Genomic DNA, 26692 nt, shown 5'->3' on the forward strand with positions numbered 1-26692 from the left:
TTCCATCTGGATCATCGGCTTTCAGCACCTTCCCGCCACGATTGTTCATTCATCCGCTCCAAACAGTAGCTCGTATCATTACACTGAAAATAAGCCGTGCCGCTGGCGTCATCGTACAATTCGTCCATGAACACGCCGGTGGATCCGCACAGTCTGCAGGACCGGTCTTCAAAAGACTCCGTCTCAAACGGGTAGTCTTCAAAATCAAGAGATACGACCTTGGTGTAAGGCGGCACCGCGTAGATCTTCTTTTCCCGTCCGGCCCCAAGCAGAATGAGCGCTTCAGAGGAATTCAGCTTGGCATTGTCGAATTTGGGGATCGGGCTTGGTGCCATCACATAACGGTCATGGACCATCACCGGGTGATCGGCGCCGGTCGTCATGCTGCCGTAATTCATGATTTGCTCGAACAGCATGAGCCAGGCGCCGCTGTATTCTTTTTCGGCGTGCAGCTTCTTCGTCTCAGCCTCCCGCGGTTCATACATCCGCAACGGTTCCGGCATGGGCACCTGCAGCACCAAAATTTGACCCGCCCGAAGCGGAATCTCCGGAACGCGGTGCCTGGATTGAATCAGCGTCGCCTTCGCCGTTTCATCCGTGGTACGGATATCCGTCGTGTTCTGGACCAGCTTCTTGATGCTGACAGCATTGACGGATTCATCGGAACCTTGGTCAATTACCTTGACTATATCGTCTAGACCTACCAATGACAGGGTGAGCTGCAGCCCGCCGGTTCCCCATCCCCTGGCAATCGGCATTTCTCTGGATGCAAAAGGAACCTGGTACCCCGGAACGGCGATCGCCTTCAGCGTCGCTCGGCGGATTTCCCTTTTGGAGCTTTCGTCGAAAAACGCGAAATTGTAGTTTATTTGCACAGCTCCTTCACCTCCTCCGTTTCGTCCGCCTTAGGCGTCGTCACTGTCGTCTTCGTTTTCCGCACGTCGTTCATTTTGGACTGGAATGTGACGTAATGCGGCAGCTTCAAGTGGGACATGAAACCGGTGGATTCCACGGAATCGATATGGTACAGTACAAACTCCTGATCCTGGGTCGGGAAACGGCTGTCTCCCTGCTCCAGGCTGTGATCCAGAATGCCCATGGCAATCGCCTTGGTCTCATTTTGCCCGTAGCAGAGCCCGTAGCCAATCTCAAAGGATAATTCCTTCCCGCCCTGCTCCTTCGCCACCGCGGCAGACATGAGCATTTCCGCCTCCGTTACCTTGATTTCGCCGATATAATAGCTGTCCTCAGCATCTTCACCGGATCCGAGCGGATCGTCAATGCACACCGGCACACGCCCGACCCGCAGCTCGCCGACGGTGGGATGCGATACGCCGTATCCGCGGATGACCGCGTATGCGAGCGAGGTAACCGTCCCGGTCTGGCCCCGGGTCAGCACCTGCAGCTTTTGGCTGCGGCTGGCCGGAAACGTGATGCTTCGGCGCGTCACATCATCCGGTTCGGTGTTGTCGTCCGCAGGGCTGATCATGAGCCCCTGCTCGATCAAATAGTCCATGACTTTCATCAGTTCCGGCGGTCGGCCTGCCTCCGGAAAGCTTCCGAGCTCACCCGCAAAAGCCTCCAGCCACCGGGCAGCATCTTCGTCCGTTTCATGCATCAGGTCAAAGTCGAGCAGCCGGTGGCTGTAATCGACCGAAGCGCCGAGAATTTGCCCGCCCGGAATGTCCTTGAAGCTCGCGGAGATCCGCCGCTCCACCCTCATCTCGCGGGTGTGCACCGCTCGCGAATAATGCTTCCGGGGAAGCGTGGAGCGGTAGGCCCTCAGCAGAAACACCGCTTCTTCCGGGCTTCCTTCCGCCTGCTTGATCGCCAGCGCCGCCAGCGTTTCGTCGTACAGGCTGCTCTCCGACATGATCTGATCGATCAGCCCTCTCATCCCGCCTTCGATGCGGGTGACGTCCAGTACCTTTCCCTGCTTGGTCCGTTCGAATTTGATCCGCTTCAAGGATTCCTCGATCGCAAGCGTTCCGCCTTTTACCGCTACATATCCCATAGAAGCACCTCCCTCTCCTCGATTTGCGTCGTCCGGGGCAGGCACAGCAGCTTGTTGTTTTTGTCGACGACCAGCATGTCAATTCCCAGGGGATACTCCGCGTTTTTCTCCGCCCGCGCCTCCAGCCAACCGGGAGCCAGCGGAATCCGGACAAAGCTTTCATCCTCGATACCCGGCCCTTTGAGGCTCAGCTCAAAGTCTCCGGACAGCTCCTCCAACTCCACGATCACGGTGGCAGAGGCATGCGGATCGGCCAGCGTTCCGACTTTGGCGCCCTGCAGAGCCTTCAGCAAATCCCCTTCCTTCGCGTCGTACAGGACAAAAATGTAATCCGCCTTCTCCGGCTCCGTCCGGACGGCGAAGGTCAGCTGGTTCAGGAGCCGCGTAAGCTCCGCTTCCCGCTGCGAGCAAATGCAGAACGTAACCTCCGTATCCAGCAGCATCAATGCGATCACCCAGGTGACGGGTAAACCTCCCCACTGGCCATCGGCCTTGGCCGCTTCCGCCGTCAGATCCGAGATCAAGCCGGGTCTCGACATGGAATCCACCACTTTGCGGTAGGCACGCTGTATATCATGAACTGCGTCGAAGTTCATCGCTCTCTCCCCCCTAATCCACATCCATCGTTTCAAAATCGACCTTCGTTTTGGCGATCTCGGCGAAAGCCTGGCTGCGCCTGGCAGCGATCCGGACTTCTTCATCCAGCAGCGCCTGATCCCATGCCCGGGTCTCCTGCAGCCCAGCCTGATACGCCGCGTCGATAAGTGCAAGCTGATAGGCAAGCTCATGGTCATGCCCTTTGACCACGCCGATGCCCATGCTGCCTTCGACCTGCACCTTGCATTCGCTCACCAGCACTTCCCCCAGATAGAACAAGCTACGCTTGGCGGTCTCTCTCACTTTGACCATGACCAGTCCCTGGCTTGGCTGCTCGACCAGCTTCACTTCATAACGGTCAGCAATAGCCTGCGCCATACGGGCGGCGAGTTCCCTGGAGCCTTCAACCAGAATTTCAGTCCTTTGTCTTCGTTTCATCCCTTCCCGGCCTCCCTGTTTGAGATTGTTCAAAAAATCCGCTTTTGAACACGCACTTTTAGAGCTCGTACGTAAAGTAGTCGCTCCGGTACATAATTCTCGTATATTCCAGCGGCTTGTTCGTCTGGCTGTCCAGACAGCCGGTCTCCACAACGAGCAGTGGAATGAGGCTGGTGCAGGCGAGCAGCTCCCTTTCTTTCCTGCCGGGATAGGTCACGCTGAGCAGCGTCTTCATCGACTCGAACCCCGTATACCCTTTTCCCCGGTAGAAATCGAACATCGAGGTAATGTCCCTGCCTGTCCGTCCGATGTCCGGAAACATCGACTCCGCCACATACGACGCGTGAATCGCAATCGGACGGTTGTCGATGAGACGGAGCCTGCCAATCCGGAACACCCGCTCTTCCGGCTGCGCTTCAAGCGCTTTATACACTTTGTGGTTATACTCGATGGGATCGCAAAAAATGTTGCGTGACTGATAATCATACCCCATGTGGATCATCTTCCGGCTGAAGCTTTCGTTGCCCGAAAAGAGGAGCGGGATGCGCTGATGCTGGTCGCGGACAAAGCTGCCCTTGCCCTGCCTGGAGTACACATACCCCAGGTCCTGCAGCTTCTCGTAAGCTTTCCGGGCAGTCATACGTGGCACTTTGAACAGCCTGGCCAAATCGTTCTCCGACGGCAGCTTGTCATCCGGCTCATAGATGCCTGCCTCCATATCGGCTATGAGCTTATCCATGATCTCCATTTCGTCATGCATCCCTTACGCTCACCCTCCTCTTTTAAACCCAGTACTTCCGGATAAAGGAAGCCGTATCGTTTAACTCTTCGAACCGCTCCTGGATGACCTCCCGCGGCCAATCCCACCAGGCGATCTGCAGGAGCTTCGCGACGACATCCTCCGAAAATCTCTTTCGGACCGGTTTGGCCGTAACGCCGACGACGATGGCATACGGTTCGACGTCTTTGGTGACGATAGCTCCGGATCCGATCACCGCTCCGGTGCCGATATGGACCCCCTTCATGATGATCGCGCCGTGACCAATCCAGACATCGTGCCCGATCGTTACCCGGTTGCCCCGCCGCCGGTTGAAAATCGCCTCGTCATCGGTGGCGGCAAAACCGTAATCTCTTCTCCGGTAAGTCATATGGTGCTGTGTAACCCGCTCCATCGGGTGATCCACCGGATTGATGCATACATGCGAGGCAATCGAAGTATATTTACCGACTTCCGTGTAGTTGATCGTCACGTCGTCCATGGTGTAGGTGTAATCCCCGATGTCGGATTCGATGATTTGATTGCCTGGTCCGACGGAGGTCCAGAATCCGAACGTGCTGTGAAGAATATGCGCGCTTTCGTGGATATCAGGATCCGGGCTCAGCCGTTTACTTTCCGCAGGGCGATGAATCGAATGCTTTTCCATGAATGTTCCCCCTTTACTTCGGTCTGCGCTTCTTGAGCTCTTGGACGCAGGAAATGCCCGGATCTTTGCTTCCCAGCCGGACCTCCTTCTCCCCGTAAAACCCATGGAAGTCAGAACCCCCGGTCATGACGAGATCGTAACGGCGCGCATATTCCATGGCCCGCTCCTCATCATCGGCACCATGCAGCGAATGCCACACTTCGATCCCCTGAAGTCCCATGCCCACCAGCTCGCGGACATAATCAAAGTTGCCGTATTGGCCCGGATGAGCCAAAACCGGCACCCCGCCGGCCTGAATGACGGCCTCAATGGCGTCTCGGGCATGGAGGTAGTCCAGCCGGACATAAGCCATGCCGGGCTCCTCTCCGTTTCCTCCGCGGGAAAACAGCTTTTTGTACAGCTCACCATATATGGATTTGGCATAGCCATTGTCGATCAGCGCGTGCATAATGTGCTGCTTGTAAACGCCGGTTCCCCCATCCGCATACCGCAGAACTTGGTCCCAGGTGATGCTGTACCCCGCCTCAATCAGGCGTTCGACCATCACACGGGAAGCTTCATGCCGCTTGTGGATCATCGGGGTGCATACCTGCTCCAGAGCCGGATGTCCCGGCTCGATGAAATAGCCCAGGATATGAACCCTCCTGCTTCTTTCCATGTCATAGGCTGATATTTCGATCCCCGGGATCATGTCAAGGCCAAGCTCTCTTCCCCGTTCCAGCATGGCGACAAGACCCTTTGTCGTATCGTGGTTTGTGACCGCCAGCACGCCAATGTTCTCATTCAATGCCGCCTCGGCTAATTCCTCAAATGAATACGAACCGTCCGAAATGGTTGTATGACAATGCAGTTCCGTCTTGATCGCTCAGCACCACCTTATCTTGGATAAGCAGACAACCGCCGCCACAACCGATGATTCACGCCCGCTGCATCGCTTCGGCTGTCTGTAGTGACAGTCTAACTTGGTGCCAAGTTGCAAGGGTTAAGGCACGGTAAAGCTTCTGTAAAAAAAACGCCGTAACCGTAAATTTTGCCTCGTCTCAAGCTTTTTCGCACAAAAAAAGCCCCACTTTGGTGGGACTGTGCTGCAATATTCATATTCAGGTACTTTGCGGTACATCGAAATCGGTTCCTGCCAAAAAAAGCCTGCCTCTTAGCAGATCGGCTTCCGATCCATAAGAGACAGGCTTACAGTCCGTACAATATTGTTATTGCGGGTTGGTCGTCCAGATGCCGGCCGATTTCACAAATACGCGCTGCGGCAGCTTCAGCGTGGCGAGCGCCAGCTCAGCCACGTCTTCCGGCTGCATCATGCGGTCCTCATCGCCGATCTTCAAGTTGTTGTCGCGGGCCAGCGCCGTATTGACGGTGCTTGGCGTCAGCGCAACGACGCGGATGTTGTTCTTGCGCACTTCCTGAAGCAAAGACTCTGTCAGCCCCATGACCGCAAATTTGGACGCGCAGTATGCGGAGCCTGTGGCAAAGCCTTTTTCACCGGCTGTGGAGGAGATGTTGATGATGCTGCCGCTGTTTTGCTCCACCATGTCCGGCAGGACGGCCCGGGACATGTAATATGTACCCATCAGATTCACCTGAATAATTTGTTCCCACTGCGCCGGATCCATTTCGAGTACGGTCCCGAACGAAGCGATGCCCGCGTTATTGATCAGAATATCGATCGTGCCGAGCTCCGCCTTCAGCGCACTCACCGCGCTTTCCGCTTCCTCCCGTTTCGATACGTCCGCCGCTGCGGTCGCAACACGGATGCCGTGTTCGCCGGCCAGCGAAGCCTTCAACGCATCCAAATCGGAGGCGGTGCGGGAAATGAGGCCCAGATTCACGCCTTCTTTGGCCAGCAGCTCAGCGATCGCCAAGCCGATTCCTTTGCCCGCTCCAGTAATGACCGCCGTTTTTCCTTGTAGATCCATCAAACTCATCATGTTCTCTCCGTTTCTGTTTGAATTTGTTGAAGACGATACCTCAGTTAGGCAGCTCCCATTATACTATTAGCCGCAAATAGCCCCGGAACCTTCGTTCCGAGGCAAAATCCCGCAAAGCATCCTCTCCAATATAGACCAGATGCTTTGCAAGGACATGAGTTCTTAGCCTATTTGACCGCGACGAAAAACAGCCGCTGCGCCTCGTCGTCCGCTTCCACCCACTCAAAGTCGGCATAGGTCTGCACGTCCCGGAATCCGGCCTTGAGCAGTTCGCTCTTCATCCATTTCGGATCATAGCCCCGCTGCACGTGCACTTCTTCAAAGCGGCGGTACAAATCGCTGTCTTCTTCCTTCGCAAAGATGCTCAAATGATGCTCGATTTCGCACCGCGGCGCGTCCAGGTCGCAGGTCCAGATGTACGAAACCGACTTGTCGTCCCATACGAACGGCTGCTCCTCGTCATAGCGGATGATCGTATTCGGATGATGCACGTCAAACACGAAGATCCCCTTTTCTTTCAGCCCATTATAGGTCTGTCTAAAGGTCGCGACGATATCGGCTTCTTCCAGCAGGTAACTGATGCAGTCGCAAAATGAAATGACCGCATCGACGGGCTCGGGCAGCTCCCAGGCGCGCATATCCTGCTGCACCCAGCGGATGGAGCCCTCCCGAAACAGGCGGCTGCCCTGCGGCGTCTTCTCCATCTTCCGCCTTGCTACGGACAGCATGTCCGCCGACAGGTCGATCCCTGTCACTTCGAACCCCGAGTTCACAAGCGGAATCGTGATGCTGCCCGTGCCGCATCCCAGTTCTACCACACTTTTCGGCATGCCGTATTTTTCCCAGGCCTGTCTTGCAAACCGAAGCCAATCGGGATACGGCATATCTTCCATCAGTTCATCGTAAACGTATGCAAATTTTCTGTAAGAGGACATGATGACACCGCACTTTCTGTTAACGTTCCGAAAATCCTCCCAGCCCTGTTAGGACGGATCGGCGTTCCCCCCCGTTTCCGGTTTGGAACTTTCCGGCTGAACCAGATAAGTCCAGTTCTCCTTCTGTGTGATAAGACCTTCCTTCATCAATTTGCCGATTGCGCGCTTGAAAGCCGACTTGCTGATACCGAAGCGCTGCTTGATAATGTCCGGAGGCGTCGCATCCGAATACGGCATGCCTCCGTTCGGACGTTCCTTCAAGAACGCCAGCAGGCGGTCGGCATCCAAATCCCGGCCAACTTCCTTGCGCTGCGCCATGGACAGGTTGACGCGTCCATCCTCACGAATGTGACTGACCCGCACCTGCAGCTCTTCGCCCAGACGCAGCATACGGGTTCGCTCCGAGGAGTGGATCATGCCGATGGCGCCGAAGCCGAGCACTCCCCCGTCCACGATTACAAACGTTCCCATCTGCAGCGGGCGGTACACCGTGGCGGTGAACCACTGGTTTACCCAGGACTGCGGCGCCTGGAACGTATGCTGCGATAGCTCCTGTTCGCCGGCCAGCTTCGCGCGCAGCCGTCCCTGCTTGTCATGCTCCATGATGACGAACACCGAGTCACCGACCCGTGGATGCAGCTCCTTCAATTCCGGAAGCTCGCGAATCGGCAGCAGAAGTTGACGGCCTAGCCCCATTTCGAGGAAGCATCCCAGTCTCGGATGCACGTCGGCCACAACCAGCTTCGCCATCTCGCCCAAGGTCAAATACGGCTTTTTCATCGTAGCCGCCAGCCGGTCTTCCGTATCGTAAAAAATAAACACTTCCACGCGTTCGCCCGGCTCGATCTTCCGGGTCAGCTCCGTGTAATGGAGCAGCACATCTTGTCCGCCGGCATCGAGAAAATAGCCGTAAGGCGATACTTCGCGCATCACCTCATAGGTTTGAATCGTTCCTGCAATCGGACTCATACGGTTTCCACGACCTTGGCATCCGACCACAGGCGCTCGATGTTGTAATAATCCCGTTCATCCCGGTGGAAAATGTGCACGATCACGTCGCCCAGGTCCATCAGCACCCAGCGTGCGGAATCCATTCCTTCCACGCCGCGGATTTCGAGACCAGCTTCATGCACGCGCTTGCGGATTTCGGTCGCGATCGATTGGACCTGGGTATCCGAATTCCCGTGACAGATGACGAAATAGTCGGAAATGAGGGAAATCCCCCGCAGGTCGAGTGCCACGACGTTCATGGCCTTTTTATCTTCAGCGGCAGCTACGGCCAGATTTAACAATTCTTCAGGTTTCAAGGTCATACATTCGCCTCCAACTGTTTAATAAGATCATTGCGGGCAAATACGGTCAGCGGGTAAATGATCTGACGGCGGGAGATAAGCAGGCTGATCGTGGAGTCCAGTCCGGCGATCAATCCCTCTTCAAGGCTATGGTTGGCCAGTTCCCGGATATTATTCACGCCCGGAAAATCCCTTCCCGGTTCGATGTAATCCGCCAGGCACACGACCTTGTCCATCAGGGTCATGCCAATGCGGCCGGAGGTATGATACCGGATCGCATCCAAAATTTCAGGATCGGTAATCCCGTAATCCCGTTCCGCTACAAAAGCACCTACTTCGGCATGCCAGAGCGGCTTATCGTAAAACAGCAGATCCTTGGACAAATCATTTTCCTTAATAATCGCTTCCATTTGCTTCACAGGCCAGTATTTGGCAACGTCGTGCAGAATCGCCGCCGTTTCGGCCTTAACAGGGTCCGCTCCGTAACGCTCCGCAAGTATGACGGCGGATTGCATCACGCCTTCTGTGTGCTTCCAGCGCATGGCCGGCATTTGTCCGGACACGGCTTTAATCAGTTCTTCGCGGCTGAATGCCATACATTCCCCTCCTTCTGATATAGTCGTAGACACTGTCTGTCACCATATAACGAATGGAGTGTCCGGTGGCCAGCCTTTCCCGGATTTCGGTCGACGAGATGTCCACCTGGGGCATGTCGGCCAGTAGAATTTTTCCCTTCAAATAAGCGGGGAGCGCGTCCAAGTTCAGCGTGGAGCCCGGACGCCCGACACCGATAAAGCTCATCAGCTCCACCAGTTCCTCAATGCCCTCCCACTTCGGCAAATAATTGACCATATCGGCCCCGATGATGAAATGAAAATCGATGTTTTCAAACGAGCTGCGGATTTCCTTGACCGTGTCGATCGTATATGAAACCCCGCCTCTTCTGATTTCGATATCGAGGGTCCGAAAGCAGGGATGGTCCGCAATCGCTTCGGCGACCATGCCGAGACGCTGTTCGCCAGTAGCTCCCGCCTGTTCCTTATGGGGCGGAATATGACTGGGCATAAACCAAACCTCGTCCAGTCCGAACGTGTCCCGGGCCGCTTCGGCAGCGAGCAGATGTCCGATGTGGATCGGATCAAAGGTACCTCCCATGATACCTACCTTCATGCTGATCCCTCCCGCTTATGGCAATTCAATCTGCTTATGATCTTTGGATTCTTTATATAAAATAATCGTGCTGCCGATCACCTGCACCAGTTCAGAGCCCGATTTTTCGGCCAATTCCTCGGCAATTTCGTGCTTGTCTTCCAAGCAGTTGTTGAGAATGCTGACCTTCATCAGCTCCCTCTTCTCAATGGCCTCGACGATATGACGGATTAACTGGTCGTTGGTTCCGCCCTTGCCGACTTGAAAAATCGGGTCCAAATGATGCGCCTGGGACCGGAGATAGCGTTTTTGCTTACCTGTTAACATAAAATGTCAAAACTCCTTAATCTTCAATGTACAATTCAATAATCATGATTCCTTCATGCTGGCCAGAACCGCGCTGCGCATCGCCTCTACCGGGGCGGGCAGTCCGGTCCAATACTCCAGGGCAAAGGCTCCCTGATTCACAAACATCCCGAGACCGCCGTGAATGACGCAGCCCTTCTTCTCGCTGTCGGCGAGCAGCCGGGTTTTCAGCGGATTATAGATGAGGTCGCTGACCACGATTCCCGGAGAAATCCGCTCGGAATCTAGCGGTGTTTCGTCCGTATGCGGATGCATGCCGACCGAAGTCGTATTAATGATCACATCCACTTCGCCTATAATGGCCGGAATGTCGTCCATCGCCATCCCGCGAATGTCTGCCAGCGCCTTCCATTCAGCCGCCAGCGCCTCGGCTTTATCGGCCGTCCGGTTGGCGACATACATCCGGTCCGGATGCTCCAGCGTCAGGGCGTATACGATACCGCGAGCGGCACCTCCGGCTCCGAGCACCAGAATGCTTTTGCCTTTCAGTTCGGCAATCGCTTCTTCCTTCAGGGAACGGACATAACCTATACCGTCTGTATTATACCCCGTGAGGTAGCCTCCGTCATTCACGATCGTGTTGACGGCTCCGATCTTCAAGGCCGTTTCATCCAGCTCGTTCAGGAACGGAATAACCTCCAGCTTGTGCGGAATCGTGACGTTGATTCCCCGAAAGCCAAGCGCCTTGATGCCTTCCAGCGCCGTTCCAACCTGCTCCCGCGATACGCGCATCGGAACATAGGCGCCCGGGATGCCGAGCGCGGCCAGCGCCGCCTTATGCATCACGGGCGATTTGGAATGGGCGATCGGATCCCCGATGACGCCCAGCAGCAGCTCCCCTGTATGTTTCAGTAACTCCGGTTTAGCCAAATTCATGGTTTCCCCTTTCCTGCTCTCACCTGTCAGCTCTTGCAACGTTCAAAGGCAGCGTCAGATTAAAGAAGGTCTTGCCAGCACCTTGACTCCCCGCGGCGCATGAATAGCGCACAGGGCTCCCTGATCGCTGTTCACTTTAACCCAGCCCAATCCGGAGACGAACAGATCCATGCGCATACCGCGCTTTATGCGGAATTCATGCCTTGTCCATTCCGGCAGCTTCCCGATGTTCTCCCGGTTCGGCGGGGACAGCAATTCTCCGGCATGCTCCGAGTACAGCTCGTCGGCACGCTCCAGCTTGGTGCGGTGTATGCCTACGCGGCTGCCGACAAAGCAGGTAAACGACTGGCGCTCGCCCTGAATAAAGTCAAACCGTGCCATAGCTCCGAAAAACAGCGTCTGTCCTTCGTTCAGCTGGTACACGGCCGGCTTCAACGGGTTGTCCGGCATGACGGCGCCCAGGTCCTCCCGGGTGACGAGCTCACTGTAGCGCCAAGGGTATACGATCCCCGGCGAGTCGATAATAAAGCGGCCGTCGTCGAGCGGAATGTTGACCATATCCAGGGTCGTTCCCGGGTAACGCGATACGGTCAGCTCCTGCTCCAAATCGCTGTAATCCCGGATCAGCCGGTTGATCAGCGTCGATTTGCCGACATTGGTCGCCCCCACCACATAGACGTCGCGGTCCCCGCGATACGAGGCAACCGTGTCCAGCAGGCGGTCGAAGCCCTGATTTTTCTTGGCGCTGCAAAGGACGATTTCTTCCGTCTTGAGGCCGTGCTCCTTGCATTGTTTCTGCACCCAGTTAAGGACCTTGTTCCAGTTTGTCACTTTAGGCAGAAGGTCGATTTTGTTCACGGCGAGAATGACCGGATTGTTGCCGACAAACCGCTGCAAGCCTGAAATGAGGCTTCCTTCAAAATCGAACAGGTCTACAATATGAATAACGAGCGCGTTCTTCCCGCCGATTTGGCTGAGCAGACGCAGGAATTCATCCTGGTCGACGGCAACGGAAGAAGCCTCGTTGTAGTTTTTAATCCGGAAGCAGCGCTGGCAGATGACCGGATCCCGGTCCATCGCTTTCTCCGGGGTATACCCCGGAAGCTCGGGTTGCTCCGTTTGGATGGCAATGCCGCAGCCGCTGCATTTTACGGCTTGACTGCCGTCTATCGGGTCTTTCATTGTTGGTGTTCCTCCTCCAGCCATAATCCCTTTTTCCGCAATCGTGCGAGCGCAATTTTCTCCAGACGCCGGTTTATGCGCGTACCCCAGCCTTCATCCTGAATGGATATCGGGAGCACCAGCACGGTAAACAGGCCGAGCCGGTTGCCGCCGTACACATCGGTCAGCATCTGGTCGCCGACCACGATCGTCTCCTCGCTCTTCAGGCCCATCATCTGCATGGCTTTCCGGAAAGGCGCGTTCGACGGCTTGCGGGCTTCATGGACAAACCGGATATCCAGCGGGGTGGCAAAAGTTGATACCCTCGTCATTTGGTTATTGGACACGATGACAAGCTGAAACCCCGCCTTTTTCACCTTTTCGAACCAGGCGATCAGCTCGGGGGTGGCTAAGGGAGCCTTGGCACCGACCAGCGTATTGTCCAGATCCGTGATGATTCCACGGAATCCCTGCGAATACAGCCGCTCCAAATCCAGATCAAACACCGTTTTTACCCTCATTTTCGGGATAAGCATTTCAAACAAATTGATGTCACCTCAGTTTCATAGGACAAACTATACCATAATCTGCGTAGTTAGTAAAAAACTTATGTTCGGGCGAAACAAAAAAGAAAACGCCCGGAGGGCGCCTTCTAAAAAGTCCATCACGCTGCATTCTTCGGTATCTTTTTCATCGCAGCTTTCAATTCCTTCGCATGGGCATGGACGCTTCTCCATTCCGATTCCGACACCGATGAAGGGCTGTAGCGCGCCTTCTCGAACAGCTGCAGCAGCGGCTCCAGGAAGGATCCGAGCGCCGGGGACCGTCCTTCCCAGCGGCTGACCGACTCCCGGAGCGTTTCGTCCGCGCCGCGTTTGAGTCCTCTTCGGTGCAGCTGCTTGATCCACCGTTCGGTCATGACGATGACCTTCTGGTCAGGAGACAGCTTCTGTCCCGTACGAAGCCGGAGCCATCCGAACCGGAGCTGGAGCCGATTCCGCCACAGCACATACACTGCAAACGCTGCGAGGATGAGGAGGGAAGCGCCGTATACGATTTGCACCGCTGGTCCGCGATCCTGGCTTTGCGCTGCTGCTTGAGGCGCCTGCTCAGGCTGGTCTTCCTCGACTTCCGGCTGTGCCTCCGGCTCGGCCGGATCTTGCGCCTGGGCGTCATGCGTGAGCAGCGGCATGCTGAAGCCGGGGGTCGCTTCCACCGGAATCCAGCCGTACGGCCCGAAATAGACCTCGGCCCACGAATGCGCATCGGCATTGGTCACCGTATACACGCCGGAGTCTGAGGTGCCCTGCACGCCTTGGACCTGCACGTCGGCGCTGCTTCCCTGCACCTGGCCGGGAGCGTACCCTTTGACCCACCGCGCCGGGATGCCGAGGGAACGGGCCATCATCACCATCGAAGTCGAGAAATAATCGCAGTATCCTTCCTTGATCTCAAACAGGAAGCTGTCCACGAAATCGTCGCTGACCTTTTTGGACAAGTCGGGCTCGTTTGTATATGTGTAATTCGTTGTTAAATAGTTTTGAAGCAGACCGATTTTTTCATAAGGCGTTGCTCCGGAAGCCGTCACTTCTTCCGCAAGGTCGCGGGCCCGCTTCGGAAAATCGTTCGGCACCTGCAGATAGGTGTCCTCGGTCCCTTGGGAGCCGTATAGGTCGGCGAACGACTTCTGGCGGATTTCATCCTCCGAAACGACCGGAACCTCGGACACCACCGTGTAGGTTTTCGGATAACGGTCCCGCTTTGACTCGGCGGTCCAGCGAAGCTCCGACTGGGAACTGTTCCAGCGGAGGCTGCCTGTATTTTTCCCGTCATCGATAAGCTCTACTTTGGACAGGTTATACGCACCAAACAAAACGGGGTACTGACTGTCGCTCAGCATCGTAACCGTCTGTCTTACCGTCATCGAATCGCCGGCGGTTGGTCCATCGCCGGAAAGCTTCGTATCCGCCGTCACCTCATCGGTCTCCCTGCCGGAATTGCGCTCGTCCCCCCAGCCGCTGCCGGTATACAGCCTGCGGGTCTCCCCTCGCCAATAGCTTCGCTGGTCCGAGCTGATTTCCATCACCGGCGTGTAGTCAAAGTTGAACCCGCTGCCAAGCTTGGTGTCGTTGCGGCTGTATCCCGAGGAAGTCCGCAGCACCGATTCGGCCGGATCCCCGTCAACGCCGGCCGTGGCAGCCGTCTCACCTTGGACGACCCAAGCCGTGTAGGGATCGGTCAAGGACGGCGGCACTTCCGGCATGTTGACACCGACCGCAAACACCAGCGAAAAAATGACCGCTACGTTCAGCAGCATTTTTAGCGGGTACTGCCGAAGATAGCGCCAGCCATGCGGGTATTTCTGCTGGAAGCGGCGGAAGTGCTCACTGACCAGCCAGCCGAGCGCCGCAAACACCGTCCAGGCGACTTCCTTCCATAAATTGTACACGGTGAAGGAATCCAGTATGGAGAATCCCACAATCAGCATGCCTGTGAACACGAGGATTCTGCGCTGATTGTTGACCAGCTTGGCGCTGAGCAGCAGCAGAATCCAAGCGCCTACGGCAAAACCGAGGTACGGCAGCGCGTTGCCCGTAAACTGCTGAATCCGGTTCGGCAGGCTTCCTGCCGGAAAATAAATCCAGTACGCGATCATCTCCCGGTGAATGATGTACAGCACGGCGATGCCTTCCAGCACGTACCGGTAAATGCTTTTGATTGGCAGCAAGATTTCGATCGCCGTGATGACCGTCACGCTGATGATGACGATGGCCGTCGTCTCGCTGTACCAAATGTTGTTCATAAAGTAAATCCACTGCAGCGCCATAATCCACAACCACACCAGGGATAAGGTGCGGAAAAACGAAGTGCGCAGCGAATACAGCCAGTTGATCAAACCCTTCCACCCCCTAATGCGGCCGGCAGCTCACTCAGCGATTGAATGCTGCACGCAAAGGTTCCGCGGGAAGCGAGCATCGCTCCCCAGCCTTCTACGCCCTTCTCTCGCCCGGAGCTGATCCGGATGTGCGAAGAGCTCATGCCCCGGGTTTCAGCCCAGCGCAGAATGTCGAGCACCTGCTGGCCGCTGGCCGGTGAAATGAAAACGAGGAAGGCCCCCGCCGGAAGAAACCGTGCGTTCTGCTCCAGCTTCGGAAGCAGCTTACCGTATCCGTCGGCGGACAGGTCCACCAGGTGATGCATCATCCGCTGGCGGTCTCCCTGCACGCTGCTTGGCGGAAACAATTTGAATGCGTCGCCGAGGGTAGCGAGGCCCATGTTCATTCTGCCGCGCCCGCCATACTCGAGCAGGGAAGCCGCTGTGGAAACAGCCAGCTCAAACTGCGCGTCGGAGCCGTAGTGAGCCTTCGTGGCGTCCAGCAGAAGCATCGTTTTCGGAACGGAATCGTACTCGAATTCCTTGGATTTCCACTGTCCGGTCTTCGCGGTAGCGTTCCAGTGAATCCGGGAAATCCGGTCCCCGTACACATAATCGCGGACGCCGTTAATCTGGGTCGTCTCTTTGCGCGAAGCTGCCGAGGCGGTTTGCGGCCCCGCAAGCGGGGAATTCCGGTCGAACAGCTTCCATGTGGGGATAAACACGGTTCGGGGCATCACGCGGAACTGGCCGGGCACATGAAAACGGCCTTTATGCTCGATAAAGCCGAAAATATCCTCACTGACACATTCCGTCTCCGTAAAATAATATCTTCCCCGCTCCAGCGGCGGCGTCTGGAACATCAGCGTACCGCCGCCTCTGTAATTGGGAATGACGCTTTCCTCAAAAGACCAGGAATCTCCGTTATGCCGCTTCATGACTTCACGGATAATGATATAGGGCATCGGCAGAAATCCCGGAATCAAAAAATGGAGCCTGACCTTGATCTGCTCGCCGGCGTGAAGCACGGTGCCTTGTCCCCTTTCGGTGGACAGCTGGCGCGTTCCCCGCGTCAGCCGGACGCCGCTGATGCCAAGCACGATCAAATACAGCACGATGACGCTGATCATGACAAACAGCATCAGGGACGTCTTGCCCCCCTGAAACAGAACATAGAACAGGCTGGCGACCCATACGAGCAGTACGGCCCAATACCTCGGGGTTTTGAGTCCGGATCGGATACCGGTTAACAGCCTTGTCATCATTTATCGCTCCATCGCTACAGGCACATGCACCTGCTGAAGGATGTTTTTCAGCACGGATTCCGGACTGACGTTGTCCAGCCGGGACTCCGGACGAAGGATGATGCGGTGGGCGAGAACATAAGGAGCGAGCGTCTTAATATCGTCCGGAAGGACGTACTCCCGCTGCTGCAGGAAAGCAAACGCCTTAACCGCGTTCAGGAACGACAGGGAAGCGCGCGGGCTGGCTCCGAGCAGGACGGAGGCATGCTCCCGGGTACGGCGTACGATGCTCAGCAGATAGTCCGTCACCGCCTCGTCGATATAAATGCTGCGGATTTCATGCTGCATCTCCGCGATCTGTTCCATGTTGGTCACCGGAGTCAGCCGGTCGACCGGCTGGCCCTGCTTGTGCTGGTACAGCAGGCTTTTTTCCGTGGCCGCGTCGGGGTAGCCGAGGCTGATCTTCATCATAAAACGGTCAAGCTGCGCTTCGGGCAGCATGTAAGTGCCTTCAAAGTCGATCGGATTCTGGGTGGCGCACAGCATAAACGGACGGGGAAGCTCATACGTTTCGCCGTCCACCGTCACGTTGCGCTCTTCCATAACCTCAAGCAGGGCCGACTGGGTCTTCGTCGTGGCCCGGTTAATTTCGTCAGCCAGAAGAATGTTGGTCATCACCGGACCCGGACGGAAGTAGAACCGCTCCTCGCGCGGATGAAATACGGAAACGCCGGTAATATCGCTCGGCAGAATGTCCGGGTTGCACTGGACACGCCGGTAATCGCCGCTCATGGACCGGGCGAGCGCCTTGATGAGCTGCGTCTTCCCCGTTCCGGGTACATCTTCGATCAAAACATGCCCTTCGGCCAGCAGAGCAGTTAGAAGGAGCTGTATTTCAAATGATTTTCCCAATATGCAAGATTCGAGATTAGATCTTACTGCTGCAATAATGTGAAGAAATTCGCTGCGTACGGGCATATCAGTTCCTCCTAGAATTCGTAATCAATGAACATGCTCGCAGATGCGTTCACTGGTAAATCGATAACATCGTAAAATAGCTGGATACATATAAGTATATATTTTACATTGTACATGAAGGAAGAACAGAAAGTATATTGGGCACATTTCCTAAAATCGTCGTATACCCCCACATACCCGCCGAAATGAACGGCAAAACACCCCGGAATACACAATTCCGGGGTGTTTATTCGGGCATACCATTTTCAGTTCAAGCAAAGAAATGCAAACGGCGGATTGGTGGAATTACCCGCGGGGACGGACGAACAGCGCGGCGATAAACGAAAAGATGATCGCCGCCGATATCCCCGCGCTGGTGACCTCGAAGATGCCTGTCACAACCCCGATCCAGCCGTCCCTCTGAAGCTCCGATAGCGCTCCGTGAACAAGCGAGCTGCCGAAGCTGGTGATGGGAACGGAAGCGCCGGCACCGGCAAATTTGACAAGGGGATCGTACCAGCCGAGACCGTCAGCCACCGCTCCCGCCACCACCAGCGTACTCATCGTATGCGCCGGCGTCATCTTGAACAAGTCCATCATGAGCTGGCCGATGACACAAATCAGACCGCCGATAATAAACGCCCATAAAAACTGCATTGGTTAATCCTCCATTTCCAGCGCTACGGCGTGGGCGATGCACGGAATGCTCTCTCCCTGCTGAACCGACAAGGGGGAGTGCAGCGAGCCGGTCGCCACGACCAGCACTTTATGTAATTCGCGTTGTAACATCCGTTTGACCAAATGGCCATAGGTCACCGCCGCCGAGCAGCCGCAGCCGCTTCCTCCGGCCAGGACGGCCTTCTGCTTCTCACGGTTATAAATCATGAGCCCGCAATCGCCGAATTTCGTCTCGTCCATCTGGTAGCCTTCCTTCTCCAGCAGCTCCTTCGCAATCGGCAGACCGACCGAAGCGAGATCGCCGGTCACAATCAAGTCATAATAATCGGGAGACAGCCCCGTATCCCGGAAATGCGCGGCGATCGTGTCGGCAGCGGCCGGCGCCATCGCCGCGCCCATATTGAACGGATCTTTGACCCCAAGGTCCATGATCCTGCCGATGGTCGCCCGGGCGATCCTCGGGCCGGTTTGGCCCTGTCCGCCTTTGGCGATGACGCCGCAGCCCGCCCCGGTGACCGTGTATTGGGCGGTCGGCGGCTTCTGCGAGCCGTATTCGGTCGGATACCGGAACTGCTTTTCGGCCGTGCAGTTATGGCTGCCCGTTCCGGCCATCACGCGTTCCGCGGCCCCCGTGTCGACCATCAGGGCGGAAATCGCCAGGCTTTCCATGGACGTCGAGCAGGCCCCGAATACGCCCAGGTATGGCACGCCAAGCTTGCGGGCGGAGAACGTGCTGCTGATGATCTGGTTCATCAGATCCCCGCCAACATAGAACTGGATCTGTTCCTTGTCCAGGCCCGACTTGATGACGGCAAGCTGGGCGGCCTGCTCCAGCAGCCTCCGCTCCGCTTTCTCCCAGGTTTTCTCATTGATTTCGAGATTATCGTACACATAATCGAAATCTGGAGACAGCGGACCTTGTCCCTCATCAGGACCGACGACGGCGGCGCTTCCGATCAGAACGGGCCGGGTGTCAAACTCCCAGGTCTGGCCGGTCAGCTTCATGGCTGATGCACTCCCTGGATGCCGAAGATGGCGTAGACGAGTCCCACGACGAAGGCGGCGACGGTTCCAAACACGATCACAGAGCCGGCGAGCTTGAACATGTTGGCCCCGACGCCAAGGACATAGCCTTCCGCTTTATGCTCAAGCGCCGCCGAGCACATGGAGTTGGCGAAGCCCGTAACCGGTACCGCCGTGCCCGCTCCGGCCCATTGGGCGATTTTGTCGTACACGCCAAAGCTGGTCAGGATGACCGATATAATAATGAGCACCGCAACGGTCGGATTGCCCGCTTCTTTGACCGTCATGTCAAACCAGCTCATGAACGCCCGCTGAATCGCTTGTCCGATCAAACAGATCAAGCCGCCGACCACAAAAGCACTTACGCAGTTTTTGAATGTGCTGCGCGAAGGAGAATGCTTTTTGCTAATGGATTTATATTCCTCGGGCGTCAAGGAATCGATCTTGAATCCGGTTCCCCTGTTCTTCGTATTGGCAGGCATTACAGGCACCTCCTATTCATCATTCCTTTTCATTATTTGTCATTTGCAGGAGAGTTATGTATGTTATGCGGAGGCGGGCAGCAAACAGCGCCAGGCAGCCGGGCGCTAATATTTGAAACCTGGCGGCTGTTTAATGAGGGCTATCCATGGCAGGCGGATTATAATAAGAAGAGAAGCACAATGACCAGTAAAATCAACAATACGAGGATCAGGATGTTTTCTTGGCGGCGATCCATGTGTATCGGTTCCATAACCAGGCTCCTTCCGGCTGACATCAGGGCATCCGTCCAGGATATCCTATTCATCAGGTTCGCCATTTGTGCTTCTGCCCGCCGGACGTGGACATTCGGATCAAGTGGGGTCATACTAAGGAGTGTAGCCAACTGCATAGAATGAACTAAAGAAATGAATATTATAGGCCTCTAAAGGTCGTAATAGCAGGAAGTTCAGTGCAAAACTTTGGTTCAATCTATATACATAACCACTTTCATGATAAAGGAGATAAGGTACGATGGATCAAAAAACGAAAGATATGTTCCGCAAACTGACGGAATTCCCCGCGGCTTCCGGATTTGAAAAAGACCTGCGCGCATATTTCAAGGAGGCGGTGAACCCGTTCACGAACGAGTTCGTACAGGATCGGCTCGGCAGTCTGTTCGGCGTCCTCCGCGGGGATGAGAACGGCCCGAAAGTCATGGTGGCCGGCCATTTTGACGAGGTCGGTTTCCTGGTCACCGGCATTACCGAAGCCGGAATGGTGCGCTTTCAGCCGCTCGGCGGCTGGTGGAGCCAAGCCGTGCTCTCCCAGCGGCTGCAGATCATCACGCCTAACGGTCCGGTATTCGGGGTCGTCGGATCGACGCCGACCCATCTGCTGGACGAATCGCAGCGCAGCAAACCGGTGGACATCAAAGCCATGTACATCGACATCGGTGCGGATAACCGCGAGGAAGCCGAATCCTTCGGCATCCGTCCGGGGCTTCAGGTGCTGCCAGTCTGCGAATTCACGCCGCTGGCCAATCCGAAGAAAATCATGGCCAAAGCCTGGGACAACCGCTACGGGGTCGGCCTTGCAATCGAACTGCTGGAGGCGCTCCACCAGGAGAAGCTGCCGAATACGCTGTACTGCGGCGCAACGGTTCAGGAAGAGCTGGGACTGCGCGGCGCACGCACGTCGGCCAACCTCATCCAGCCGGATATTTTCTTCGCGCTGGATGCGAGCGCAGCCAACGATATGACCGGCGACAAGAGTGCCTTTGGCCATATCGGACAGGGAGCGCTGCTGCGCATATTCGACCCGACGATGATCACCCACCGCGGACTCGTGGAATATGTGCAGGATACGGCGGATACCCACAACATTAAGTATCAGTATTTCGTATCCCCTGGCGGCACGGACGCCGGGCAGGTGCATTTGAGCGGAATCGGCGTGCCGTCTACCGTCATCGGCATTTGTGCCCGCTACATTCATACGTCTTCGTCGATTATCCATACCGACGATTACGATGCAGCCAAGGAGCTGCTGACCAAGCTGGTTAAAGGCCTCGACCGCACGACGCTGAACACCATTATCGAAAATGCCTGAAGCACGGTTGTCCCTCCGGCGGCGAAAGCTCATTGCTTGCTAAACAGCAGGCTTCCCCGTCCAAAGTTCCGACACGGTAACACGAAAAAGCCTGCGCGCTCCAAATCTCAGAGTTGGAGCGACGCAGGCTTTTGTATTAGGAAATCCGGTTATCTAAACTTACCTGAACCCGTTCATGCCATTTGCAGCTGCCTCTCGTACAGCCTCTTCCAGCTTCCCGAGCATGCCCTTCAGCCTCTCGTTCAGCTCCTCATCCTTAATCTCTCCGCCCCGGAGCTTCTGATTGAGGAAAGGTACCGTGAAAGACCCGCCCTCCACCAGGTCAGCCGTCATCATCCTAAGGGTCATCTGAAGGGACTCATGCGCCTTCTCTCCACCGGTTTCCATCGGCGATCCGCTGACGACAGCGACAGGCTTGTAGACGAATTCTCCGGACGATACCAGCCAGTCGAGCGCGTTTTTCAGCACGCCGGGCACGCCATGGGCATATTCGGGGGTGCTGATGATCACGCCGTCCGCCTGACGGAGCGTGTCACGAAGCCGTGCCACCGAAGGGGCCGGGTCGTCTCCATCCATATCCGGGTTAAAATGGGGCAGGTCTCCGATGCCTTCAAATATCGAAATCACCATCGTTTCCGGCGCCAGTGGATAGAGGGCGTGAATCAGGCTCGTATTGGACGATTGTCTCCGGAGGCTTCCGGAAATCGCCGTGATCTTTACAGGACTTGAATTCAAAGGCATTCGTCCTTTCTCGGTTTGACATTGGCGGGCGACCGCGCTTGCCGCAGCCGCCTATGACCATTGTGGCCGTAATGAAAAATTTGGTCAATACCGCGAGCGCTTTTGTCCAAGTTCACAAAAAAAATCATAAAATTCACAAATTTACTCTTATGCAGGAAGAAAAAGTGTGGTAGAATGAAAGCGCTAACACTTTATCATCTTCTAAAAGGGGGCTTTGGTAAGATGACTTCATCCGACAAGGTGCTGCAGGAATATCATCAATTTGATCCGGTGACGGACGCGTTTTTCTTTAAGGTCGGCGGTCAGGGACAGGTTATTTTCCACGGCAGAAACTATATTATCAAGAAACGGTTAACCAGCCAGGAAATTTCCGCTTTGATCTCGCAGCCCAATTTTGTCCGAGCCGCATCCAACATCCATGTCAACGTGAATAAAATTACTTCCTTTGAAGGCAACGTCCTTCACTTCCGCGATGATTTTGCTTACCCCCGCACCATTTCCGTTTCCAAACGCATTTTGGAGCAGATTAAGAAACGGATGTCCAGCCCGCTGACGGATATGACGCTGAAGAAATAACACAAACCAAAATCAAGGGGTCATCACAGAAAAAAGCAGCAGTTGGCCGGGCTTTCCGGACACTGCCGCTTTTTTTATATCCGAAAGTATAATCTACCTAGGCTAAACATCCTGATCTCGCAAAAAATGTTCCGCTAAACGCGGTCTGGCTTCTTGGCATGTACGTTGATAGGCTTTATGATATTGCCCTATAAAAAGACGATTCGGACGGCATAGTTCTACCCGCGGACAATACCGGCAAAAGTCCGGATCACCTGCTCGGCCGACATCTCCAGCAGCTCTCCGGCACGAGCCATCGCTTCCTCCAGCGCCATCGGTCCGTTCACGATGCTGTGCACGCTGAGGATTCCCGCATCATACAGCGGCTCGATCCCCGGCCCCACCGATCCGGCCAGGGCGATGACCGGAACCCCGTGCCGTCGCGCTTCCTTGGCGACGCCCATCGGCGTCTTGCCGGATGCGGTCTGTGCATCCATCCGGCCTTCGCCGGTGATGACGAGGTCCGCGCCTTCCAGGTGCGCCATGAATCCCGAATGCTCGATCACGAGATCGATGCCGCTCCTCATCCCGGCTTTGAAAAAAGCGAGCAGCGCCGCTCCAACGCCGCCGGCTGCGCCCGCTCCTGGCAGGTCATGCACGCGCAGGCCCGTCGCCTCCAGGATGCGGTCCGCCCAGACGCGCATCCCCTGCTCCAGCACCGCGACCATCTCCGGCGTTGCGCCCTTCTGCGGGCCATACACATGGGACGCGCCGTTTGGGCCGAGCAGCGGGTTCTGCACGTCGGAAGCGATCACAAAGGTCGATTCGGCAAGCCGTGCATCCATTCCGCCCATGTCGATCGCCGCCACGCGCTGCAGCTCCAGGCCCCCGCGTCCAACAGGCTGCCCGGCCTCATCCAGCAGCTGCACGCCAAGCGCCTGCAGGATGCCGGCGCCTCCGTCGTTCGTGGCGCTGCCGCCGATCGCCATAATAAATTGGCGGCATCCCGCATCGAGCGCGCGGCGGATCACCTCGCCGGTCCCGTACGTTGTCGTATGCAGCGGGTCCCGCTCCTCAGCGGCGATCAGCTCAAGCCCGGACGCGCTGGCCAGCTCCACCACGCAGGTGGAACCTCCATGAATGAGTCCGTACTCGGCGTCGACCGGCCTTCCCAGCGGATCGGACACCTGCACTTTGGCCTTGGTACCGCCAAAGCGGGTCAAGCTGTCCAGCGTCCCCTCCCCGCCGTCCGCCATGGGGACAAGCACCGTTTCCGCGCTAGGAAGTGCGCGTCTTATGCCCCTGTCAATGGCGGCCGCCGCGTCGGCGGCACGGATGCTGCCTTTGAACGAATCCGGAGCGATCACGATTTTCATGCGGTCCATCCTCCTTTTGTAATCTCTTCTTGCCCTATGTTTATGCCTTCCATGCACCGATTCAACCCGTACATTCAATAGAACCTCCATGCCCCTTAAAGCAGTCGTCGTTCTCAGCGGTTGTGCGGCACAACCGTGTTCACCGGCCGGCCTTCCAGGAACGCGGCAACGTTGCCCGCAGCAATGCTCATCAGCCGCTCCCGCGCTTCCACCGCCGCCCATGCCATATGCGGGGTGATGATGCAGCGCGGGGCATGCACAAGCGGATGGTCTGCGGCGGGAGGCTCCGCCGAAAGCACGTCAAGTGCCGCGCCCGCAAGCCGGCCTTCGTTCAGCGCATCGGCCACATCCTGCTCCTGCAGCAGCCCGCCGCGGGCGGTATTGATCAGGAAGGCCGAAGACTTCATCAGCGCCAGGCGTTCGCGGTTGATGAGCCCCTCGGTTTCCGCCGTCAGCGGACAATGCAGGCTCACCACGTCCGACTCGGCCAGCAGCTGCTCGAGAGGAACACGCCGGACGCCGCCGTCTTCGTTCCCGCCCGCCTTCCCCGGTCTGCCAGATACCAGTACGCGCATGCGGAAAGCCTCCGCCAGCCGCGCGACCTGGCGGCCGATCCGGCCATAGCCGACAATCCCCATCGTCTTCCCCCAGAGCTCGATTTGCGGAGTCAGCGTGTAGGAGAAATCCACCGCCTTCGCCCAATCTCCCGAGCGTACGCTGTCTCCATGCCGCCCGATCTGGTGGCAGAGCTCAAGCAGCAGCGCGAACACAAACTGCGCCACAGACTCGGTTCCGTATGCCGGCACATTCGTCACCGTAATCCCGCGCGCAGCAGCGGCTTCAATGTCAACCACATTGTAGCCGGTCGCCAGCACGCCGACGTAGCGGAGGTTCTCTGCCCCCTCCAGCACCTCCCGCGTCAGCGGGGTTTTATTCGTCAGCACAATTTCGGCGTTCCCGATCCGCTCCTGAATCAGCCCGGCGGGGGTGCGCTCGTAGACCGTCACGGAACCGAGCTTTCCCAGCTCGTCCCAGCTTAAATCCCCCGGGTTCAGCGTATGTCCGTCCAGCACGACGATGTTCATCATGTCAGCTCCTGTTCATGAAAGTGTAATGGATTCCCACATCTACAGCTTGCTGCAGGATAGTTATCTCTACTATACCATTCGGGCAGTACCCGGTGAACAAGTCCGTTTCGACATCAGCCCCGCCAGGCAGGAAATCGTTTAAAGATCTGGATGCGAAACCTTTACTGAGAACTAGACTTTTCCTCATAAAATAAAAGCAGCCCCCCGCGAAAGGAGGCTGCTAATTAGGCAAGCGGTGACGATGAAGGAACGTTATTCGTCCGCGCCAATATTGACGCTTGCCCCTTGAACGCGGGGCTGCCCGTCGATATCGAGCGACCCGATGTCCGAATTCGTCAAGCCCTTATCAATGGCAGGAGACCCTGCCTTCAGATGTAAATCGCCGGCAGCGGCGTTCACAAGGAGCGGATCGGCGAAGACGGAATGGGCATCATTGCCCGTTCCATTTTTATAAGCGGCAAAGCCGGTGTATTCTTTGTTTTTCCAGGTCCAGCTGGCATCCGAACTTCCGCCGGGAGCGAAGTACAGATTGTAATCCACGACGTTGCCGGAATTTTTCGTGTATTCATTATATATGAGCACATCGGTAGAACTGGCCACAAAAATGTTGTTACGGATGACGTTGTTCTGGGTGTCATACTGCACGTAGAGCTGACCGTTGCCTTCGCCAATGGTGTCATTTTTGTACAGCGTATTGTTGACGATGTGGCAGCCTACCGTCGAGCCGCGATCTGTGTCGTATCCGCCCATGGCGATGCCCGTCAAACGGTTGTTGTATATGAAGTTGCTGCGGATCGTAATGTTGCTGGTCGCCTTGCCGGCATGCTCGGAGGCGATTTCCACCCCGATATCGTTGTTATAGCTGTAGTTTCGCTCGATAATGCTGTCCTTGCCTCCATCAACATAAATGCCGTCCGCCGAATTGCTGTTGTTCGGAAGCTTTGTGCCGTAGGAAGGATTGTTATTGGAGGTGATATTGTACACTTTATTGCCGCTGATGATTCCGTTTCGTGCCTGATCGTAGGCGGAGTTCGGCGACTTCCCTTCGAATCCGATCACGTCGATACCGATGTTGTCGTTGTCGTGAATGATATTGTTCGTCACGGCAAAAGTATCCACATTTCCGTTAAGAACGAGCGTTTCGCTGGACCCCAGCACCAGATTGTACAGCTCATTGCCGTCGATTGTCACGTCATGAATGGATTCCGGCGCCTTGGTTCCGTACACGGCGATGCCGTGCGCATCCCGGCCCAGTCGGTCGATGCCGGCAGGAGTCGACGTGTTTTTGATATCATGGATCTTGTTTTTGGACAGCGTAATGTTGCCGCCTGCGCCGTGAACATAAATCCCAACGGGCATGACGTTATTAGCAGTCGTCGTATAATTGCGAATTTCGAAACCTTGAATGGTCACATAGTTGACGTCGGCAAGGTCAACGATGCCTTCCATTCCGCTTACGGAAAGTCCCGTACCGTCAATAACCGGCGTCTCGCCGCTGTAATTGGCAAAGGTGATCGGCCCTTGATCCGCGGAACCGGACTTGGTGATCTTCAGCTTTTGGTTATACACCCCGCCCCGGACATAGACCGTGCTCCCCGGCCCGGCCGTGTCGGCCGCATGCTGCAGCGTTGCCCACGGCGCCGCGCTCGTACCCGCATTCGAATCGCTTCCGTTAGCCGCCACATAATACTCGGTGCCTGCAGCCGCAACGGTTTGCGACGCTGCATACCCGATTCCTAGCCCCAATACAGCCAGACTGATACCTGCAATCAGTGTTTTACCGAATTTCACGAAATATCAACTCCCATGATTAAAGTTTGAACTGAAATGAAAAGGATCCGATTTTGACTTGCTATGTAATGTGTCGATCACCCCCTTTGCCCGGACGCTCATGAC

The 26692-nt window shown here is 56.1% G+C and carries 29 protein-coding genes; 2 read left to right on the forward strand and 27 right to left on the reverse strand.

Annotated elements, in window-relative coordinates; genetic code table 11:
• Nucleotides 1-11: 11 nt before the first annotated feature.
• The 23 genes from GCU45_RS07195 to spoVAC all read right to left on the reverse strand — a co-directional run bounded on the left by GCU45_RS07195 (nt 12) and on the right by spoVAC (nt 19451).
• Nucleotides 12-875: an alpha-D-ribose 1-methylphosphonate 5-phosphate C-P-lyase PhnJ gene (locus tag GCU45_RS07195; RefSeq protein WP_152398481.1), complete on the reverse strand. Its 864-nt coding sequence runs from the start codon at nt 873-875 to the stop codon at nt 12-14.
• Entirely contained in the window at nt 866-2014 is a 1149-nt protein-coding gene (locus GCU45_RS07200; RefSeq protein ID WP_152398482.1) for a carbon-phosphorus lyase complex subunit PhnI, read from the reverse strand. The genes GCU45_RS07195 and GCU45_RS07200 overlap by 10 nt, the downstream gene beginning before the upstream one ends.
• A complete protein-coding gene (gene phnH / locus GCU45_RS07205; RefSeq protein ID WP_152398483.1) occupies nt 2002-2610 on the reverse strand; it encodes a phosphonate C-P lyase system protein PhnH in 609 nt (202 codons plus the stop codon). The genes GCU45_RS07200 and phnH overlap by 13 nt, the downstream gene beginning before the upstream one ends.
• A 13-nt stretch (nt 2611-2623) precedes the next feature.
• On the reverse strand, nt 2624-3049 hold the full coding sequence (gene phnG, locus GCU45_RS07210) for a phosphonate C-P lyase system protein PhnG (RefSeq protein ID WP_152398484.1): 426 nt from the start codon (nt 3047-3049) through the stop codon (nt 2624-2626).
• A gap of 58 nt (nt 3050-3107) precedes the next feature.
• Nucleotides 3108-3809 carry a GntR family transcriptional regulator gene (locus GCU45_RS07215; RefSeq protein WP_145947435.1) on the reverse strand — a complete coding sequence of 234 codons (702 nt, stop codon included), beginning with the start codon at nt 3807-3809 and terminating at the stop codon, nt 3108-3110.
• Between the two features lie 22 nt (nt 3810-3831).
• Nucleotides 3832-4473: a DapH/DapD/GlmU-related protein gene (locus tag GCU45_RS07220; protein WP_152398485.1), complete on the reverse strand. Its 642-nt coding sequence runs from the start codon at nt 4471-4473 to the stop codon at nt 3832-3834.
• A gap of 13 nt (nt 4474-4486) precedes the next feature.
• Nucleotides 4487-5335, reverse strand: coding sequence for a PHP domain-containing protein (locus GCU45_RS07225; RefSeq protein WP_152398486.1), 849 nt, complete (start codon nt 5333-5335; stop codon nt 4487-4489).
• A gap of 346 nt (nt 5336-5681) precedes the next feature.
• Entirely contained in the window at nt 5682-6401 is a 720-nt protein-coding gene (locus GCU45_RS07230; RefSeq protein ID WP_152402873.1) for a 3-ketoacyl-ACP reductase, read from the reverse strand.
• 179 nt (nt 6402-6580) lie between these two features.
• The gene (locus GCU45_RS07235) at nt 6581-7348 is read right to left on the reverse strand and encodes a class I SAM-dependent DNA methyltransferase (protein ID WP_089548254.1); all 768 of its coding nucleotides are present in this window, start codon (nt 7346-7348) and stop codon (nt 6581-6583) included.
• 48 nt (nt 7349-7396) lie between these two features.
• Entirely contained in the window at nt 7397-8317 is a 921-nt protein-coding gene (locus tag GCU45_RS07240; protein WP_116229462.1) for a CvfB family protein, read from the reverse strand.
• A complete protein-coding gene (rsfS, locus tag GCU45_RS07245) occupies nt 8314-8661 on the reverse strand; it encodes a ribosome silencing factor (RefSeq protein ID WP_076169738.1) in 348 nt (115 codons plus the stop codon). Before rsfS ends, GCU45_RS07240 begins: the two co-directional genes overlap by 4 nt.
• On the reverse strand, nt 8658-9236 hold the full coding sequence (gene yqeK, locus GCU45_RS07250) for a bis(5'-nucleosyl)-tetraphosphatase (symmetrical) YqeK (RefSeq protein WP_152398487.1): 579 nt from the start codon (nt 9234-9236) through the stop codon (nt 8658-8660). Before yqeK ends, rsfS begins: the two co-directional genes overlap by 4 nt.
• Nucleotides 9208-9810, reverse strand: a complete 603-nt coding sequence (gene nadD, locus GCU45_RS07255) for a nicotinate-nucleotide adenylyltransferase (protein WP_145157954.1) — start codon at nt 9808-9810, stop codon at nt 9208-9210. The genes yqeK and nadD overlap by 29 nt, the downstream gene beginning before the upstream one ends.
• Before the next feature lie 15 nt (nt 9811-9825).
• Nucleotides 9826-10116: a ribosome assembly RNA-binding protein YhbY gene (gene yhbY / locus GCU45_RS07260; RefSeq protein ID WP_076169735.1), complete on the reverse strand. Its 291-nt coding sequence runs from the start codon at nt 10114-10116 to the stop codon at nt 9826-9828.
• Between the two features lie 42 nt (nt 10117-10158).
• A complete protein-coding gene (locus GCU45_RS07265; RefSeq protein ID WP_152398488.1) occupies nt 10159-11031 on the reverse strand; it encodes a shikimate dehydrogenase in 873 nt (290 codons plus the stop codon).
• Nucleotides 11032-11085: 54 nt separating this feature from the next.
• Nucleotides 11086-12213, reverse strand: a complete 1128-nt coding sequence (yqeH, locus tag GCU45_RS07270) for a ribosome biogenesis GTPase YqeH (protein WP_152398489.1) — start codon at nt 12211-12213, stop codon at nt 11086-11088.
• The gene (locus GCU45_RS07275; protein ID WP_152398490.1) at nt 12210-12737 is read right to left on the reverse strand and encodes a YqeG family HAD IIIA-type phosphatase; all 528 of its coding nucleotides are present in this window, start codon (nt 12735-12737) and stop codon (nt 12210-12212) included. The genes yqeH and GCU45_RS07275 overlap by 4 nt, the downstream gene beginning before the upstream one ends.
• Nucleotides 12738-12856: 119 nt before the next feature.
• Nucleotides 12857-15088 carry a transglutaminase TgpA family protein gene (locus GCU45_RS07280; protein ID WP_244364463.1) on the reverse strand — a complete coding sequence of 744 codons (2232 nt, stop codon included), beginning with the start codon at nt 15086-15088 and terminating at the stop codon, nt 12857-12859.
• A complete protein-coding gene (locus GCU45_RS07285; RefSeq protein WP_152402877.1) occupies nt 15085-16329 on the reverse strand; it encodes a DUF58 domain-containing protein in 1245 nt (414 codons plus the stop codon). Before GCU45_RS07285 ends, GCU45_RS07280 begins: the two co-directional genes overlap by 4 nt.
• Nucleotides 16330-16332: 3 nt before the next feature.
• Nucleotides 16333-17289: an AAA family ATPase gene (locus GCU45_RS07290; RefSeq protein ID WP_076169730.1), complete on the reverse strand. Its 957-nt coding sequence runs from the start codon at nt 17287-17289 to the stop codon at nt 16333-16335.
• Between the two features lie 285 nt (nt 17290-17574).
• Entirely contained in the window at nt 17575-17925 is a 351-nt protein-coding gene (gene spoVAE, locus GCU45_RS07295) for a stage V sporulation protein AE (protein WP_076169729.1), read from the reverse strand.
• Nucleotides 17926-17928: 3 nt separating this feature from the next.
• Entirely contained in the window at nt 17929-18951 is a 1023-nt protein-coding gene (gene spoVAD / locus GCU45_RS07300) for a stage V sporulation protein AD (RefSeq protein WP_089548260.1), read from the reverse strand.
• A complete protein-coding gene (spoVAC, locus tag GCU45_RS07305; RefSeq protein WP_076169727.1) occupies nt 18948-19451 on the reverse strand; it encodes a stage V sporulation protein AC in 504 nt (167 codons plus the stop codon). Before spoVAC ends, spoVAD begins: the two co-directional genes overlap by 4 nt.
• Before the next feature lie 511 nt (nt 19452-19962).
• On the opposite strand from spoVAC, the gene GCU45_RS07310 reads away from it, so the two are divergent.
• Nucleotides 19963-21036 (forward strand): M42 family metallopeptidase, encoded by a 1074-nt coding sequence (locus GCU45_RS07310; protein ID WP_089548262.1) that lies wholly within the window; start codon nt 19963-19965, stop codon nt 21034-21036.
• A gap of 159 nt (nt 21037-21195) precedes the next feature.
• On the opposite strand, the gene GCU45_RS07315 is transcribed toward GCU45_RS07310, so the two are convergent.
• Nucleotides 21196-21777: an NADPH-dependent FMN reductase gene (locus tag GCU45_RS07315; protein WP_152398491.1), complete on the reverse strand. Its 582-nt coding sequence runs from the start codon at nt 21775-21777 to the stop codon at nt 21196-21198.
• 222 nt (nt 21778-21999) lie between these two features.
• Here GCU45_RS07315 and GCU45_RS07320 point away from each other — a divergent pair, with 222 nt between their 5' ends.
• Nucleotides 22000-22353: a LytTR family transcriptional regulator DNA-binding domain-containing protein gene (locus GCU45_RS07320; protein ID WP_076169723.1), complete on the forward strand. Its 354-nt coding sequence runs from the start codon at nt 22000-22002 to the stop codon at nt 22351-22353.
• Nucleotides 22354-22571: 218 nt separating this feature from the next.
• Here GCU45_RS07320 and GCU45_RS07325 read toward each other — a convergent pair whose 3' ends face one another.
• From GCU45_RS07325 to GCU45_RS07335, 3 genes are all read right to left on the reverse strand, one after another.
• Entirely contained in the window at nt 22572-23708 is a 1137-nt protein-coding gene (locus GCU45_RS07325; RefSeq protein WP_152398492.1) for a glycerate kinase, read from the reverse strand.
• A 113-nt stretch (nt 23709-23821) separates the two neighbouring features.
• The gene (locus tag GCU45_RS07330; protein WP_152402878.1) at nt 23822-24793 is read right to left on the reverse strand and encodes a D-2-hydroxyacid dehydrogenase; all 972 of its coding nucleotides are present in this window, start codon (nt 24791-24793) and stop codon (nt 23822-23824) included.
• 255 nt (nt 24794-25048) lie between these two features.
• Nucleotides 25049-26587 carry a right-handed parallel beta-helix repeat-containing protein gene (locus GCU45_RS07335; RefSeq protein ID WP_152398493.1) on the reverse strand — a complete coding sequence of 513 codons (1539 nt, stop codon included), beginning with the start codon at nt 26585-26587 and terminating at the stop codon, nt 25049-25051.
• Nucleotides 26588-26692: the final 105 nt, after the last annotated feature.

Origin of the sequence: Paenibacillus cellulositrophicus (assembly GCF_009363095.1) — a bacterium.
Taxonomy (GTDB): Bacteria; Bacillota; Bacilli; order Paenibacillales; family Paenibacillaceae; genus Paenibacillus_AQ; species Paenibacillus_AQ favisporus.